13 protein-coding genes are annotated in these 14,163 nt (G+C 70.1%); 5 read left to right on the forward strand and 8 right to left on the reverse strand.

Annotated elements, in window-relative coordinates; translation table 11 throughout:
* Window positions 1-27: 27 nt before the first annotated feature.
* Window positions 28-1,089: a phenylalanine--tRNA ligase subunit alpha gene (gene pheS / locus NG1_RS13765; RefSeq protein WP_062970781.1), complete on the reverse strand. Its 1,062-nt coding sequence runs from the start codon at window positions 1,087-1,089 to the stop codon at window positions 28-30.
* Between the two features lie 333 nt (window positions 1,090-1,422).
* Window positions 1,423-2,850, reverse strand: a complete 1,428-nt coding sequence (locus tag NG1_RS13770; RefSeq protein WP_062970783.1) for an MFS transporter — start codon at window positions 2,848-2,850, stop codon at window positions 1,423-1,425.
* Between the two features lie 63 nt (window positions 2,851-2,913).
* Between NG1_RS13770 and NG1_RS13775 the strand changes: the two genes are divergently transcribed.
* Complete coding sequence (locus tag NG1_RS13775; protein WP_245659894.1) at window positions 2,914-3,525, forward strand: TetR/AcrR family transcriptional regulator; 612 nt, start codon at window positions 2,914-2,916, stop codon at window positions 3,523-3,525.
* 422 nt (window positions 3,526-3,947) lie between these two features.
* On the opposite strand, the gene NG1_RS13780 is transcribed toward NG1_RS13775, so the two are convergent.
* The 4 genes from NG1_RS13780 to infC form a co-directional block, all read right to left on the reverse strand.
* A complete protein-coding gene (locus tag NG1_RS13780; protein WP_062970787.1) occupies window positions 3,948-4,745 on the reverse strand; it encodes a TrmH family RNA methyltransferase in 798 nt (265 codons plus the stop codon).
* A gap of 40 nt (window positions 4,746-4,785) precedes the next feature.
* Window positions 4,786-5,166, reverse strand: coding sequence for a 50S ribosomal protein L20 (rplT, locus tag NG1_RS13785; protein ID WP_040777418.1), 381 nt, complete (start codon window positions 5,164-5,166; stop codon window positions 4,786-4,788).
* A gap of 111 nt (window positions 5,167-5,277) precedes the next feature.
* Window positions 5,278-5,472 carry a 50S ribosomal protein L35 gene (gene rpmI, locus NG1_RS13790; protein WP_039797322.1) on the reverse strand — a complete coding sequence of 65 codons (195 nt, stop codon included), beginning with the start codon at window positions 5,470-5,472 and terminating at the stop codon, window positions 5,278-5,280.
* Window positions 5,473-5,530: 58 nt separating this feature from the next.
* On the reverse strand, window positions 5,531-6,196 hold the full coding sequence (gene infC, locus NG1_RS13795; protein WP_083863358.1) for a translation initiation factor IF-3: 666 nt from the start codon (window positions 6,194-6,196) through the stop codon (window positions 5,531-5,533).
* A 336-nt stretch (window positions 6,197-6,532) separates the two neighbouring features.
* Here infC and NG1_RS13800 point away from each other — a divergent pair, with 336 nt between their 5' ends.
* From NG1_RS13800 to NG1_RS13810, 3 genes are all read left to right on the forward strand, one after another.
* Complete coding sequence (locus NG1_RS13800) at window positions 6,533-7,060, forward strand: DinB family protein (protein WP_062970789.1); 528 nt, start codon at window positions 6,533-6,535, stop codon at window positions 7,058-7,060.
* A gap of 4 nt (window positions 7,061-7,064) precedes the next feature.
* Window positions 7,065-7,406: a DUF1844 domain-containing protein gene (locus NG1_RS13805; RefSeq protein WP_040866072.1), complete on the forward strand. Its 342-nt coding sequence runs from the start codon at window positions 7,065-7,067 to the stop codon at window positions 7,404-7,406.
* A gap of 237 nt (window positions 7,407-7,643) precedes the next feature.
* Window positions 7,644-8,354 carry an alpha/beta fold hydrolase gene (locus tag NG1_RS13810; RefSeq protein ID WP_062970963.1) on the forward strand — a complete coding sequence of 237 codons (711 nt, stop codon included), beginning with the start codon at window positions 7,644-7,646 and terminating at the stop codon, window positions 8,352-8,354.
* Between the two features lie 55 nt (window positions 8,355-8,409).
* On the opposite strand, the gene uvrA is transcribed toward NG1_RS13810, so the two are convergent.
* Window positions 8,410-11,361: an excinuclease ABC subunit UvrA gene (uvrA, locus tag NG1_RS13815; RefSeq protein WP_062970791.1), complete on the reverse strand. Its 2,952-nt coding sequence runs from the start codon at window positions 11,359-11,361 to the stop codon at window positions 8,410-8,412.
* A 480-nt stretch (window positions 11,362-11,841) separates the two neighbouring features.
* On the opposite strand from uvrA, the gene NG1_RS13820 reads away from it, so the two are divergent.
* Window positions 11,842-13,431 carry a sensor histidine kinase gene (locus NG1_RS13820; protein ID WP_245659895.1) on the forward strand — a complete coding sequence of 530 codons (1,590 nt, stop codon included), beginning with the start codon at window positions 11,842-11,844 and terminating at the stop codon, window positions 13,429-13,431.
* A gap of 3 nt (window positions 13,432-13,434) precedes the next feature.
* On the opposite strand, the gene NG1_RS13825 is transcribed toward NG1_RS13820, so the two are convergent.
* Entirely contained in the window at window positions 13,435-14,145 is a 711-nt protein-coding gene (locus NG1_RS13825) for a sigma 54 modulation/S30EA ribosomal C-terminal domain-containing protein (RefSeq protein ID WP_063910342.1), read from the reverse strand.
* Between the last annotated feature and the right edge of the window lie 18 nt (window positions 14,146-14,163).

Below are 14,163 nucleotides of genomic sequence, written 5' to 3' on the forward strand. Positions count from 1 at the left end.
TTTCGCTCTCTCGATCGAAGGGTGAGGTCAGGACCGGATACCGAAGGGCAGCGTGAAACGCACGTCGCCCTCGACGATGTCGCGCATGTCCGGGATGCCGTTGCGGAACTGCAGTGTCCGCTCCAGGCCCATCCCGAACGCGAACCCGCTGTACACCTCGGGATCGATCCCGCTGGCGATCAGCACCTTCGGGTTCACCATGCCGCAGCCGCCCCACTCGACCCAGCCCGCGCCACCCTTCTTGTCCGGGAACCACACGTCGACCTCGGCCGAGGGCTCGGTGAACGGGAAGTAGTTCGGGCGCATGCGAGTGCGGGTCTCCGGGCCGAACAGCGCCCTGGCGAACGCGTCCAGCGTGCCCCGCAGATGCGCCATGGTCAGGCCCTTGTCCACCGCCAGGCCCTCGACCTGCGAGAACACCGGCGTGTGCGTGGCGTCGAGCTCGTCGGTGCGGAAGGTGCGGCCCGGGCAGACCACATAGATCGGCAGGTCGCGTTCCAGCATCGAGCGCACCTGCACCGGAGAAGTGTGCGTGCGCAGCACCTGCCGCGAGCCCTCCGGCGCGATGTGGAAGGTGTCCTGCATGGTGCGGGCCGGATGGTCGGGCAGGAAGTTCAGCGCGTCGAAGTTGAAGTGCTCGGTCTCCACCTCGGGACCTTCGGCGACCTCCCAGCCCATCGCGACGAACACATCGGCGATCTGCTCGGAGATGACCGTGATCGGGTGCCGGGCGCCCACGGCCGCGCGGCCCGCGGGCAGCGTCACGTCGATGGCCTCGGCGACCAGCACGGCGGCGTCGCGCTCGGCCAGCAAGGTGGCGCGGCGCGCCTCGAACGCCTCCGACACCCGGGACCTGGCGACGTTGACCCGCTTGCCCGCGTCGGCTTTCTCCGACTTGGGCAGGCTGCCCAGCGCACGCTGCGCCAGCGCCAGCGGCGCCTTGCCGCCGAGGTGCTCGGTTTTCGCGACCGCGAGCGCATCCAGGTCGGCGGCAGCGGCGAACGCCTTCTCGGCGGCCGCCGCTGCCGCGGCCAGTGCCTCCTCGGTCAGCGCCGCGTTCTGCTCGCCTGCGTCGATGTCGTCGGCCACGATGCTCCGTCTCTCCCCTGGGGATCGGTTCGCGGGCACGGCTGCCGCCTGCCCGCATTGCTGCTGGTCGCAATCGTATTCGATGCGCTACGGCGGATTCACCCGGATTACCCGCGACGCCGCGCGAGCCGTGTGGTAGCCACGTGAGCCGTGCACCCGCACGCGCCGAGCAGGCCGGGCATGCGCCGGAACGGCGCGGACCGCCACCACGTCCGGCCGCAGGCCGAGCAGGAAGGGATGAGGGGGAGTTCCGGCGGCCGCAGCGGAACGCCCGGCCGTGGAGAGAACTCCGGTGACCGGGCGTCCAGCGGTCGATGCGCGACGGTTCGGCGGTCAGCGCGCGACGGCGATGCGGGCGGGCAGCAACCGCGACACCACCGCGCCGACCGCGACGATCGCGGCGCCGAGCCACACCGCGGGCACCAGCCCGTCGACGTAGCTCTGCGGATCCTCGTAGGAGCCCTGCGCGGCGAACACCGACGCCAGCACCGCGACGCCCATGGCCACCCCGACTTCCCGCAGGGTGTTGTTGGTTCCCGACGCTATCGCGCGGTCCTCCTCCGCCGCCGCGGCCATCACCACGGTGGCGCTGGGCGCGAAGGTCAGGCCCATGCCGATGCCGCCGAGCAGGAACGGACCGACGAACGACAGGTAACTCGCGTCGACGGAGGTGACCACCGCCATCCAGGCCAGCGCGACGGCCAGCAACACCTGCCCGGTGGTGAGCAGCGCCCTGGCGCCGACCCGGTCGACGATCAGACCCGCCAGCGGAGCGACGACCATCGGTGCCATCGTCCACGGCATGGTACGGATACCGGACTGCAACGGCCCATAGCCCTGCACGACCTGGAAGTACTGGGCCAGCAGGAAGATCGAGCCGAACACGCCCATCGAGAAGGTGAAGCCGGTCGCATTGCTCACCCGGAATGCGCGGGAGCGGAACAACCGCAGCGGCAGCATCGGCTCCGGCGTACGCAGCTCCCAGGCGATCAGGCAGCCGAGCAGCGCAACGCCGCCGACCAGCGCGGACAGCACGCCGGGAGACGTCCAGCCATCGTCGGCGCCGTGGATCACGCCCCACACCATCGCGAGCACGCCGCCCGCCGACAGCAGCAGTCCCGGCAGGTCGACCCGCCTGCTGCCGCCGTGCGACTCCTCCAGTACCCGCAGCGCGAACGGCAGCACCAGCAGGCCGATCGGCACGTTCACCCAGAAGATCCACTGCCAGCTCAGCCCCTCGACGACCGCGCCGCCGATGAGCGGACCCAGTGCCACGCCGAGGCCCGCGATCCCGCCCCAGACGCCGATAGCGGCGCTGCGCATCTTCTCCGGCACCGCCGCCGACAACAGTGTCAGCGACAGCGGCATCACCGCCGCCGCGCCGAAGCCCTGTACCGCCCGCGCCGCGATGAGCATGCCCGGTGCGGTCGCCAGCGCGCAGATCGCGGAGGCCGCCGTGAACACCGCGATGCCGACCAGGAAGATCCGGCGTCGGCCGAGCCGGTCACCGAGGGCGGACGCGGTGAGTAGCAGCGAGGCGAACGACAACGTGTAGGCGTTCACGAACCATTGCAGGTCGGCCAGCGAGGCGCCGAGTTCGGTGCGGATCACCGGCAGCGCGTTCGTCACGACCAGGTTGTCCAGCGTGACCATGAACATCGGGATGCCGACCGCGGCCAGTACGGCGGCGAGCCTGCGACCACCGATCGCGGCCGCGGGCGCGGCGACCGGCGCCGCGGCGGGTGGAAGGGTCTCGGTCATGTCCAGTCCTTGTTGTAATCGACTGATAACTACACTGGAGAACGTTAGGCATCGACTGATAACATGTCAAGACGAGCCCAGAACCAGCGCAAATGGAGCACGATGGCGACCAGGACCAGGATGACGGCCACCGAACGGGGCGAGCAGGTACTGCGTGCGGCGGTCTCCGCGTTCGCCGAATCCGGTTACGCCGCCACCCGGACCGACGAGATCGCCCGGCGCGCGGGCGTGTCACAGCCGTACGTGATCCGGCTGTTCGGCACCAAACAGAACCTGTTCCGCGCCGCTCTGCACCGCGTGTGCGACCGGATCGAGGAGGTCTTCCGCGCCGCGCGCACGGAGGCGGCGCCCGACGCGGACCCCGAAGCGGCTTTGGCGGCACTCGGCGGCGGCTATTCGGTCTTCCTCGCCGAACGCGAGCTGCTCCAGCTACTGCTGCACGGGTTCGCGGCCAGCATCGAGCCGGAGATCGGCAACCAGGTCAGGACCCGATTCGGGGAGATCTACCAGTTGATCCGGGAACTGACGGGCGCGTCGGAAACGGAGGCTCGGCGCTTCCTCGCCACCGGCATGCTGCTCACGGTGATGAGCGCGATGCGGGTGGCGGGACCCGACGCGATTCCCGCTGCGTGGGCGACGGAGCTTCTGGAGAATCTGAGCACCCACGGCGATTGACGACCTGAGGTTGCCCGCGCACGCGGCGCGATGCAGCGCGATGCAATCGCACCTCGCCACGCTGCCGCGACGCTTCGAGGCCCCGACGACACCGGCTAGTTGGATCACAACACCCGTAACCCCGCACCTCCACCACGTGTCTCGAGTCAAGCGAGACCGAGCACCGCCCGTTCGCGGTCCGGCTCGCGTCCGAGTGGCCGCCGCGTAGGCGACGAAGGAGCAAGCGGTGGCCGCTCGGACGCGAGCCACAAAGGGGCCGCGAACACCCAGCGCCGCAGGCGCTGGAAAAACCAACACAGCCCGGCTCGCGTCCGAGTGGCCGCCGCGTAGGCGACGAAGGAGCAAGCGGTGGTCGCTCGGACGCGAGCCACAAAGGGGCCGCGAACACCCAGCGCCGCAGGCGCTGGAAAAACCAACACCGATCAAGCACCGTAGCGAACGCGGGAGTTCGCGTACAGGCAGATCGCGGCGGCCGTCGCCAGGTTCAGGCTCTCGGCGCGGCCACGAATGGGAATGCGGATGCGATGGTCGGCCCGGCGCGCCACGGCCGGGTCCAAGCCGTGCGCCTCGTTGCCGAACAGCCAGGCCACCGGCCCGGTGAACAGTGCGTCGGCGTCGTCCAGGCCGACTTCGCCGTTCGCCGCCGTCGCCAGGATCGTGATACCCGCCGCGGCGATCGCGTCCAGCGTCTCGGCCACCTCGCGGTGCCGCGCGATCGGCACGTGGAAGATGCTGCCCGCGCTGGCCCGCACGCACTTGCCATTGTGCGGGTCGACCGTGTCACCCGCCAGCACCACGCCGTCGGCGCCGACCGCGTCGGCGACCCGCACGAGCGTGCCCGCGTTCCCGGGCTCGGCCATCTCGACCGGGACGGCCAGCATGCGCGGTCGCGCGTCCAAGATCTGGCTCAAGGGCACGTCGAGCAGGTCACAGACCGCCACCAGCCCCGGCGCGGTCACGGTTTCCCCGAGATGCTGCGCCGCTCGATCGCTGACCAGCGTGGTGCGGACCCCCACCGCGGCCGCCCCCGCGATCAGCGCGTGGTCTCGTTCGGCGGCCGCCGCCGAAAAGAACAACTCGTGGACGCGCGCGGTCTCCAGCGCCGCGGCGACGGCATTGGCACCTTCGGCGAGGAATCGGCCCGTTTTACGACGCTGCGCGCCACGCTGCAGCTTGACAGCGGAAACGACCCGCGGATTGCGCTCGCTGAGCGCTTCCACGGGTCGTTCCGAAAGATGTCCGTGTGCCAACGGATGCGGCTCAGGCGGCCGGCGCGTTGACGTCCTGCGGCAGGGCGGCCTTGGCGACGGCGACGAGACCGGCGAACGCCTCGGCGTCCGACACCGCCAGCTCGGCGAGGATCTTGCGGTCCACCTCGACACCGGCGGCCTTCAGGCCCTGGATGAAGCGGTTGTAGGTGATGTCGTTGATCCGCGCGGCGGCGTTGATGCGCGCGATCCACAGCTTGCGGAAGTCACCCTTGCGCGCCCGGCGGTCCCGGTAGGCGTAGGCGAGCGAGTGCAGCTGCTGTTCCTTGGCCTTGCGGTACAGCCGCGAGCGCTGGCCGCGGTAACCCTTGGAGGCCTCGAGGATGGAACGGCGCTTCTTCTGAGCGTTGACGGCCCTTTTGACGCGTGCCACTGGTCAGTCCTGTTCGATCTGGGGGCGCGGGGCAGCGCCCGGAAATGGGGTCGGTAGGTGGCGACGGAGCTGGTCCGGTCGCGGTGTGCCTATCGGTCTGCGCGGGCGCGATCAGAGACCGAGCAGCTTCTTCACGCGACGGACGTCGGCGGAGGCGACAACTTCCACGCCGTCCAGACGACGAGTCCGGCGGCTGGGCTTGTGCTCGAACAGGTGGCGACGGTTCGCCTGCTGGCGCAGCAGCTTGCCTTTACCGGACACCTTGAATCGCTTCGAGGCGCCGCTGTGGGTCTTCATCTTCGGCATGGATTCCTCTATCTGTCGTCCCGGCGGTCGCGGCGGACCGCCGGTGTTCTGATCGGTGTTACTGCGGGCCGGCGGTCTCGGCCTGCTCCGCAGCGGGCTGACCGGCCGGGGCGGCGCTGGGCGCCGGGCGCGGGGCCGACTCCTGTTGCGCCTTCACCCGGGTCTTCGCACCCTTGTGGGGGGCGAGGACCATGGTCATGTTGCGACCGTCCTGCTTGGCCGAGGTTTCCACGAATCCGAGCTCGGCGACGTCGGACGCCAGGCGCTGCAGCAGCCGGAAGCCGAGTTCGGGGCGGGACTGCTCGCGTCCCCGGAACATGATCGTCACCTTGACCTTGGACCCGGCCTCGAGGAAGCGAACGACGTTGCGCTTCTTGGTCTCGTAGTCGTGGTCGTCGATCTTCGGACGGAGCTTCTGCTCCTTGATCACCGTCTGCTGCTGGTTCTTCCGAGACTCGCGCGCCTTCTGCGCCGTCTCGTACTTGAACTTGCCGTAATCCATGATCTTGCAGACCGGCGGACGGGCATCCGGTGCCACCTCGACCAGATCGAGGTCGGCTTCGAGGGCGACGCGTAGTGCATCTTCAACACGCACGATCCCAACCTGCTCGCCGCCCGGTCCGATGAGCCGGACCTCGGGAACACGGATGCGATCGTTGATGCGGGTCTCAGTGCTGATGGGGCCTCCTAGGTCAAGCGGTGTCGTCGGACGACCGCGCGCAATAACTGCAACCCCTGTTCAACACGAAGGCCCCGGTGCGGTATTCCGCGACGGGGCCCGATGTCGACCGATCGCCGGCCACGAGCGAACTCGGGCCGACCCTCGCGTCCCGGTTCTCCACGAGAACCTCGGCACGAGAAACCCGCCCTCGCGGGGCGGGCGACCGGACCGTTGGCCGTACGATGACTCGTCGGCAACGGTGGGAGTCGGGCTCCACTTATCAGCCCCGGGGCAAGCCCGGGGCGGTCGTCAGCGGAAAGTCTAACATTCCGTTCCGCTATCGCCGAATCGGGCGGAAAACACCTTGCCCGGCCGTGTCCCGCGTGCCACGCTCCCCCGGTGCTCACACCACGCCGTGACCTGCTGCGATGGCAGTTCGACCTGACCTGGTCACTCGCCGGGATCCACCTCGACGCTCTCACGCCGGAGGACTTCCTCTGGGAACCCGCCGAACTCAGCTGGACGGTCCGCCCCGATGCCGACGGCGTCTGGCGGCCGGATTGGGCGGACACCGAACCCGACCCCGTGCCCATCCCCACGATCGGCTGGCTCACTTGGCACATCGGCTGGTGGTGGGGCGCCGCCATCGATCATGCCGAAGGCGTCACCCCGCCCGCGCGGGAGGACGTGCACTGGCCCGGCGATGGCGCCGCCGCCATCGCCTGCCTGCGCGATCTGCACGGCGAGTGGACGCGCGTGCTCGACGGGCTCGACGAGACCGCTCTGGACCGCCCTTCCGCCTATCCGTGGCCCGCCGAAGCCGGATCGACCGTCGCGCACCTGGCGGGCTGGGTGAACGCGGAGCTGATGAAGAACGTCACGGAGATCGGCCACCTCCGGATGCTGCGCGCGGCGTCGCTAGCCTGAAGGCATGACTGACGAGCTCGACGCCTCCGTACGCGAACTGGCCGACATCCCCGCGGTCGAGGTGATCAGCCGCGCCGCGGTGATGCTGATGAGCTCGGCGGCGGAGAAGCTCGGGCTGGCCGACGAGGACCCGGACGCCAGCCCGCGCCGCGACCTGGACGAGGCGCGCCGCCTGATCACCGCGCTGGCGGGACTCGTCACGGCGTCGGTGGAGTACCTGGGCCCGCACGCCGGACCGATTCGCGAAGGGTTGCAGTCGCTGCAACGCGCCTTCCGTGAGTCCTCCGCGCATCCCGACGAGCCGGGCAAGGGCCCTGGCGAGAAGTACACCGGCCCGGTTTACTGACCGGCTCGGCCACGAGGCACGGGGACGTCGCGCGCCCAGCGGCTCGATCCGGGCGCTGAGCGACGACGCCCGGTGTCGCGCTGCGCTGAGCCGCCGACTGCGGCGGGCATACGGCGAGGGCATACCCGTCGGGCCCCGCCCGGCGGAATTCCGAAGCGCGGCGGAAATTGTGGGCGAATCACGCACTGAGACAACGATGTTTAGGAAATTTCCCAACGGGTAGTGCACAGTGAGCCCATGGCTACTCGGATTCTGCTCGCTCCCGGATTCTGGCTCGGTGCATGGGCGTGGGACGAGGTCGCACCCGATCTGCGGCAGCGTGGCAACGAGGTAACGGCGCTCACACTCCCCGGCCTGGACGCGGCTGATCCGGATCGGTTGTCGGCCACCCTGGAATCCCAAGCGCAAGCCATCATCGACGCGGTGCCCGCGGACGAGACCGTCGTGCTCGTCGCGCATTCCGGCGGCGCGGCGCCCGCCTATCTCGCCATCGACCGAGCGCCCGCCCTGTTCCGCCGGGCGATCTACGTCGACAGCGCGCCGCTGCCCAACGGCTTCGTCATCAACTCCGCCCTGGACATCGCCGCGCGCGAGTGGGCGCTGCCGGAATGGTCCGAACTGGAGGCCGGAGGCAGCAGCTTGGCGGGCCTGGACGAAGCCGCCCTGGCGCGCTTCCGCGAACGCGCCGTGCCGGAGCCCACGTCCGTCGCGGCCGCGCCGCTGCGATTGAGCGATTCGGCCGCGCGGCTGGCCGTTGCGACCACTGTGATCTGCAGCAGCATGACCGCCGATCTGGTCGAGAAGCTACGGGACAACGGGGAAGCCCCCCTCTTCGCCGAGCTGGCGCGCATCGATGCCGAGTACGTCGACCTGCCCACGGGACACTGGCCCATGTGGTCGAAGCCGAAGGAACTCGCCGCTCTGATCCACACCATCGCCAACCGCTGAGGCGAAAAGCGGCGCGGCCCCGGAGCATCCGGGCCGCGCCGCATCGGACGACGGGTCAGCCGACCGCCGCGGTCTTCTTCACCGCGCGCTTGGTGGCCTTCGCCGCGGCCTTCTTCGCCGGAGCCTTCTTCGCGGCGGTCTGCGGCGCGGGCGGCTGGTCCAGCACCTCTTTGAGGAACTGGCCGGTGTAGCTGTGCGCGACGGCCGCGACCTCTTCCGGTGTGCCCTCCGCCACCACGGTGCCGCCGCCGGAGCCGCCCTCGGGGCCCATGTCGATCACCCAGTCGGAGGTCTTGATGACGTCCAGGTTGTGTTCGATGACGATCACCGTGTTGCCCTTGTCCACCAAACCGTTGATGACGTTGAGCAGCTTGCGGATGTCCTCGAAGTGCAGGCCCGTGGTCGGCTCGTCGAGGATGTACACGGTGCGGCCGGTGGACCGCTTCTGCAACTCGGCGGCGAGCTTCACCCGCTGGGCCTCGCCACCGGAGAGGGTGGGAGCGCTCTGCCCGAGGCGCACATAGCCGAGCCCCACGTCCACCAGGGTCTTGAGGTAGCGGTGGATCGAGGTCACCGGTTCGAAGAATTCGGCGGCTTCCTCGATGGACATGTCCAGCACCTCGGCGATGGTCTTGCCCTTGTAGTGCACCTCGAGGGTTTCCCGGTTGTACCGGGCCCCGTGGCAGACCTCGCAGGGGACGTAGACGTCCGGCAGGAAGTTCATCTCGATCTTCAGCGTGCCGTCGCCGGAGCAGGCCTCGCAGCGACCGCCCTTGACGTTGAACGAGAACCGGCCCGGCTGGTATCCCCGCACCTTCGCCTCGGTGGTGGCCGCGAACAGCGTGCGGATCTTGTCGAAGACGCCGGTGTAGGTGGCCGGGTTGGACCGCGGCGTGCGGCCGATCGGCGACTGGTCCACCTGCACGAGTTTGTCGAGGTGGTCGAGGCCGTTGACCCGGGTGTGCCTGCCGGGCACCTGCCGCGCGCCGTTGAGCCGGTTCGCCAGCACCGTCGCCAGGATGTCGTTCACCAAGGTCGACTTGCCCGATCCGGAGACGCCCGTCACCGAGGTGAGCACGCCGAGCGGGAAGGCGACGTCGATGCCCTGGAGATTGTGCTCGCTCGCCCCGACGACGGTCAGCTGGCGCTTCTTGGCGACCGGACGGCGCACCAGCGGCACCTCGATCCGCTCCCGGCCCGACAGATACGCCCCGGTCAGCGAGTTCGGGTCGGTGAGCAGTTCCTCGTAGGGCCCGCTGTGCACCACCGTGCCGCCGTGCTCGCCTGCGAACGGGCCGATGTCGACCACCCAGTCCGAGGCGCGGATGGTGTCCTCGTCGTGCTCGACCACGATCAGCGTGTTGCCGAGATTGCGCAGGCGCGTGAGGGTTTCGATGAGCCTGCGATTGTCCCGCTGGTGCAGGCCGATGGACGGCTCGTCGAGCACGTACAGCACGCCGACCAGACCGGAGCCGATCTGGGTGGCGAGCCGGATGCGCTGCGCCTCACCGCCGGAGAGCGTGGCGGCCGCGCGGGACAGCGAGAGGTACTCCAAGCCCACATCGAGCAGGAAGCCCAGCCGCGCCTGCACCTCTTTGAGCACCTGCCCGGCGATGGCCGCCTCGCGCTCCCCCAGGGTGAGCGAATTCAGGAACGCCGAGCACTCGCCGATGGACAGGTCGCTGACGTCGGCGATGGACTTCTTGTCGCCGTTCGCGGCGATGGTGACGGCCAGGATCTCCGGGCGCAGCCGGGCGCCGTTGCACACCGGGCACGGGATGTCGCGCATGTACCCGTCGTAGTGCTCTTTCATCTGCTCGGACTCGGTGCTCTCCAGGCGCCGCTGCAAGAACGGCATCACGCCCTCGAAGTCCGCGTAGTACGAACGCTTGCGGCCGTAGCGGTTGGTGTAGGACACGTGCACTTGGTCGGCGCTGCCCTCCAGCACCGCTTTGCGTGCCTTGGGCGGGAGATCCTGCCACGGGGTGTCCATGGAGAAGCCGATGGCGTCGGCGAGACCGGACAGCAGCCTGGTGAAGTACTCGGCGGTCTGGCCGCGCGACCACGGCGCGATGGCGCCGTCGTTGAGGCTCAGCGCCGGGTCGGGCACCACCAGTTCCGGGTCGACCTCCTTGCGGATGCCGAGGCCGGTGCAGTCCGGGCAGGCGCCGTAGGGCGAGTTGAACGAGAACGAGCGCGGCTCCAGGTCCTCGATGTCGAGCGGGTGACCGTTCGGGCAGGCGAGGCGTTCGGAGAAGCGGCGCTCCCGGTCGTGCGCGTGCTCGTCGCGATCGACGAAGTCGAGCACCACGATGCCGTCGGCGAGCCGCAGCGCGGTCTCGATCGAATCGGTCAAGCGCTGCTTGGAACCCGGTTTCACCGCCAGCCGGTCGACCACGACCTCGACGTCGTGCTTCTCCTGCTTCTTCAGCTTCGGCGGGTCGGTGAGCGGATACACCACGCCGTCGACCCGCACGCGGGAGTAGCCCTGGGAGTTCAGCTGGTCGAACAGGTCGACGAACTCGCCCTTGCGGGTGCGCACCACCGGGGCGAGCACCTGGAAGCGGATGCCCTCCTCCATGGCCAGCACCTGGTCGACGATCTGCTGCGGCGTCTGCTTGGCGATCAGCTCGCCGCACACGGGGCAGTGCGGCGTGCCCGCCCGCGCGTAGAGCAGCCGCAGATAGTCGTAGACCTCGGTGATGGTGCCCACGGTGGAGCGCGGGTTGCGGTTGGTCGACTTCTGGTCGATGGACACCGCGGGCGACAGGCCTTCGATGAAGTCGACGTCGGGTTTGTCCATCTGCCCCAGGAACTGCCGCGCGTAGGCCGACAGCGACTCGACGTAGCGGCGCTGCCCTTCGGCGAAGATCGTGTCGAAGGCCAGGCTGGACTTGCCGGAGCCGGACAGACCGGTGAACACGATGAGGCTGTCGCGGGGCAGGTCGAGATCGACACCCTTCAGGTTGTGTTCCCGAGCTCCGCGCACAGTGAGGCGTTCCGCCACAGGTCGTCCCTTCTCCTTCGTGTTCGGCGTCCAGACATACCCCCGGCCGCCATGCTAGGCATGGGCACCGACAAGTTTCGCGGACCGCCCGTCACCTCGACGAATAGCGGGAACCCGGCGACCGGACATTACGGATCGGGCCGGGGAAACAGGCCAGGACGCCTCCGTAGCATCGCCCTCCCGGCACCACTGGTCAACAGCGCGACCGCACTCGTCATTCCCCTCGACGCGGCCGTCACGCCGCCGCCGCCCGCACCCGAGGCAGCCGGGACCTGGGAGGCGGGTGATCGACAGCGCAGTGGCGCGCGGCCGCCCGGTGCTCGACGTCACCCCGCCTGTGTGTGACAACCCACATCGCGACCCTGGAACTCACCCTGGTCGAGACCGCGCCGATGTCTCGCGCCGCGCCGACTCGTCCGGGTCATCGCTCGGCGCAACTTCGCAGCGCACGCACGGACCGCCGATTAGACTGAGCGCGCTGTGCGCCCCCCACCGGCCTCCCCCGACTCCTTCATGACGGAACTCACCCCTCATCTCTCGTCAACGGTGCTCGACACTTTGCGCGCCCTCGTGCGGACCGCCACCCGTCTGGTCGACGCCCGCTACGGGGCGCTCGGCGTACGCGGACACGGCGACCGGCTGGTCGAATTCATCTTCCAGGGCGTCGACGACCTGACGCCTGCCCACATCGGCCGGGCTCCGCGAGGGCAGGGCGTACTCGGCCTGCTGCTGGCGCACCCGCGACCGATCCGGCTGGACGACCTGTCGGAACACTCTGCCTCCGTGGGGTTTCCGCCCGGCCATCCGCCGATGGGCAGCTTCCTCGGCGTCCCGGTGCGGGTCGGCGAGGAGATCTTCGGCAATCTGTACCTCACCGAGAAGGCGGGCGGGCAACCCTTCACCGACGACGACGAGGCCGTCGTGCTGGCGCTGGCCGCCGCGGCGGGCATCGCGATCGAGAACGCCAGGCTGTACGAATCCGCGCGGACCAGGCAGGCGTGGATCGAGGCGACCCGCGACATCGCGACCGAATTCCTCGCGGGCACGGCACCGGATCTGGTGCTCGCGCAGGTGGTCGCCCGCGCCCGCGCGCTGACCGGTTCGCAGCAGGCGCTGCTGGCCGTGGTGGCGCCCGCGACGCCGCCCGACGAAGCCACCGAACTCGTGGTGGCGCAATGGTTCGGCCCCGGACCGGGCCCGGAGCGGGTGCGCATCGCGGGCACCGTCACCGGCACGGCATTCACGCAGCGCGCGCCGGTACAGGTGCCGGAGGCCGCCGCGGAGGATCTCGGCGCCGCGGTGGGCCCGGCGGGGCCCGCGCTGGTGCTGCCGTTGCAGACCGCGGATCTCGCCCTCGGTGTGCTGATCATCGCGCGGCCACCCGGGGCTCCCCCCTACCCCGGCGATTTGATCGAACTGACCGCCGCGTTCACCGACCAGGCGGCTCTGGCCATGCAACTGGCCGAGACCCAGCGCAGGATGCGCGAACTCGACGTGCTCGCCGACCGCGACCGCATCGCGCGCGACCTGCACGACCACGTCGTCCAACGATTGTTCGCGGTCGGGCTCGGGTTGCGGGCGACCGCGGCACGCACGCAGGATCCCGAAGTCCGGCAACGGCTTTCGGCCGAGATGGACGGTTTGCAGGAGGTCGTGCAGGAGATCCGCACGTCGATCTTCGACCTGCACGGCGGGGACCCGCTGCGGCGGCGACTGGAGGACGCGATCCGCCAGCAGACCGCCGACGGCGCCTTCCGGACCAGTGTGCGATTCGTCGGGCCGCTGTCGGTGGTGGGCGACGCACTGGCCGACCACGCGGAAGCCGTGGTGCGCGAATCGGTCAGCAACGCGGTGCGCCATTCCGGCGGCAACCGGCTCGCCGTCGAGATCACCGTCGGCGACGAGCTGACCGTGCTCGTCGAGGACAACGGCGCGGGCATGCCCGCGGAGGTCACATCGAGCGGGCTGGCCAACCTCGCGCAGCGCGCGAGCATGTCCGACGGCCGCTGCACGGTCGGGCGGACCGAGAGCGGCGGCACCAGGGTGCACTGGTCCGCGCCACTGGCCTAGCGATCAGACGGGCGCGACGAGCGCCAGGTCGCCGTCGTGGCGCCGGTACAGCAGCCCGCCCCGGCCGCTGTCCGGGTCGGTACAGAACAGGAACGGCAGTCCGCCGCGGCACAACGCCGTCGCAGCCTCGGCCGGAGGCAGGCATGCGGCGGGCTCCGCGTCCACGACGATCGGCGGGATGCTCCGGACCGGCTCCGGCGACCGGATCGGCGGATACGTCGCGCACTGGCGGATGAGCCGCACGCCCGGCGCTGCCCAGTGCACCACCGCGTCCTGGCCGGTCTCGGCGTCGGTGAACAGGTGGGCCTCGTAATCCATGGCGTCCAGCACCGCGACCGCTTCGGCGGGCGTGCAGGTGGACAGGGCACACCGCTTGCGGCGAACGATCGGACGCGGCTCCCCGGCGCGGGACAGCGGCGGCCGGGCCGGATCGGGCCAGGTCCGCGTTTCCCGCGCGGCCAGCCGGGCCAACCGGCGGTCGAGCCGCTCGGCGGCGAAGGTCACCGCGAACCCGCGCGGCCCGGTGACCTGGACCCGGGTCACGACGTCCCGGTGGCGGACGTCGACCTGCACCACCGTCAGGGCCTCCGGGCCGGGCAGCGCGCCGAGGCGCACCCGGGCGGGAGCGTCGAGATGGTGTCTGCGCAGCACCCGGGAGACGGCTCGCACCGCCCGCGTGACGTCCAAGGCGGCCACCTCCCCTCGCGTGGTCACCGCGACCTCCGGCCCCGC

Origin of the sequence: Nocardia gamkensis NBRC 108242, from assembly GCF_001612985.1 — a bacterium.
Lineage (GTDB): Bacteria > Actinomycetota > Actinomycetes > Mycobacteriales > Mycobacteriaceae > Nocardia > Nocardia gamkensis.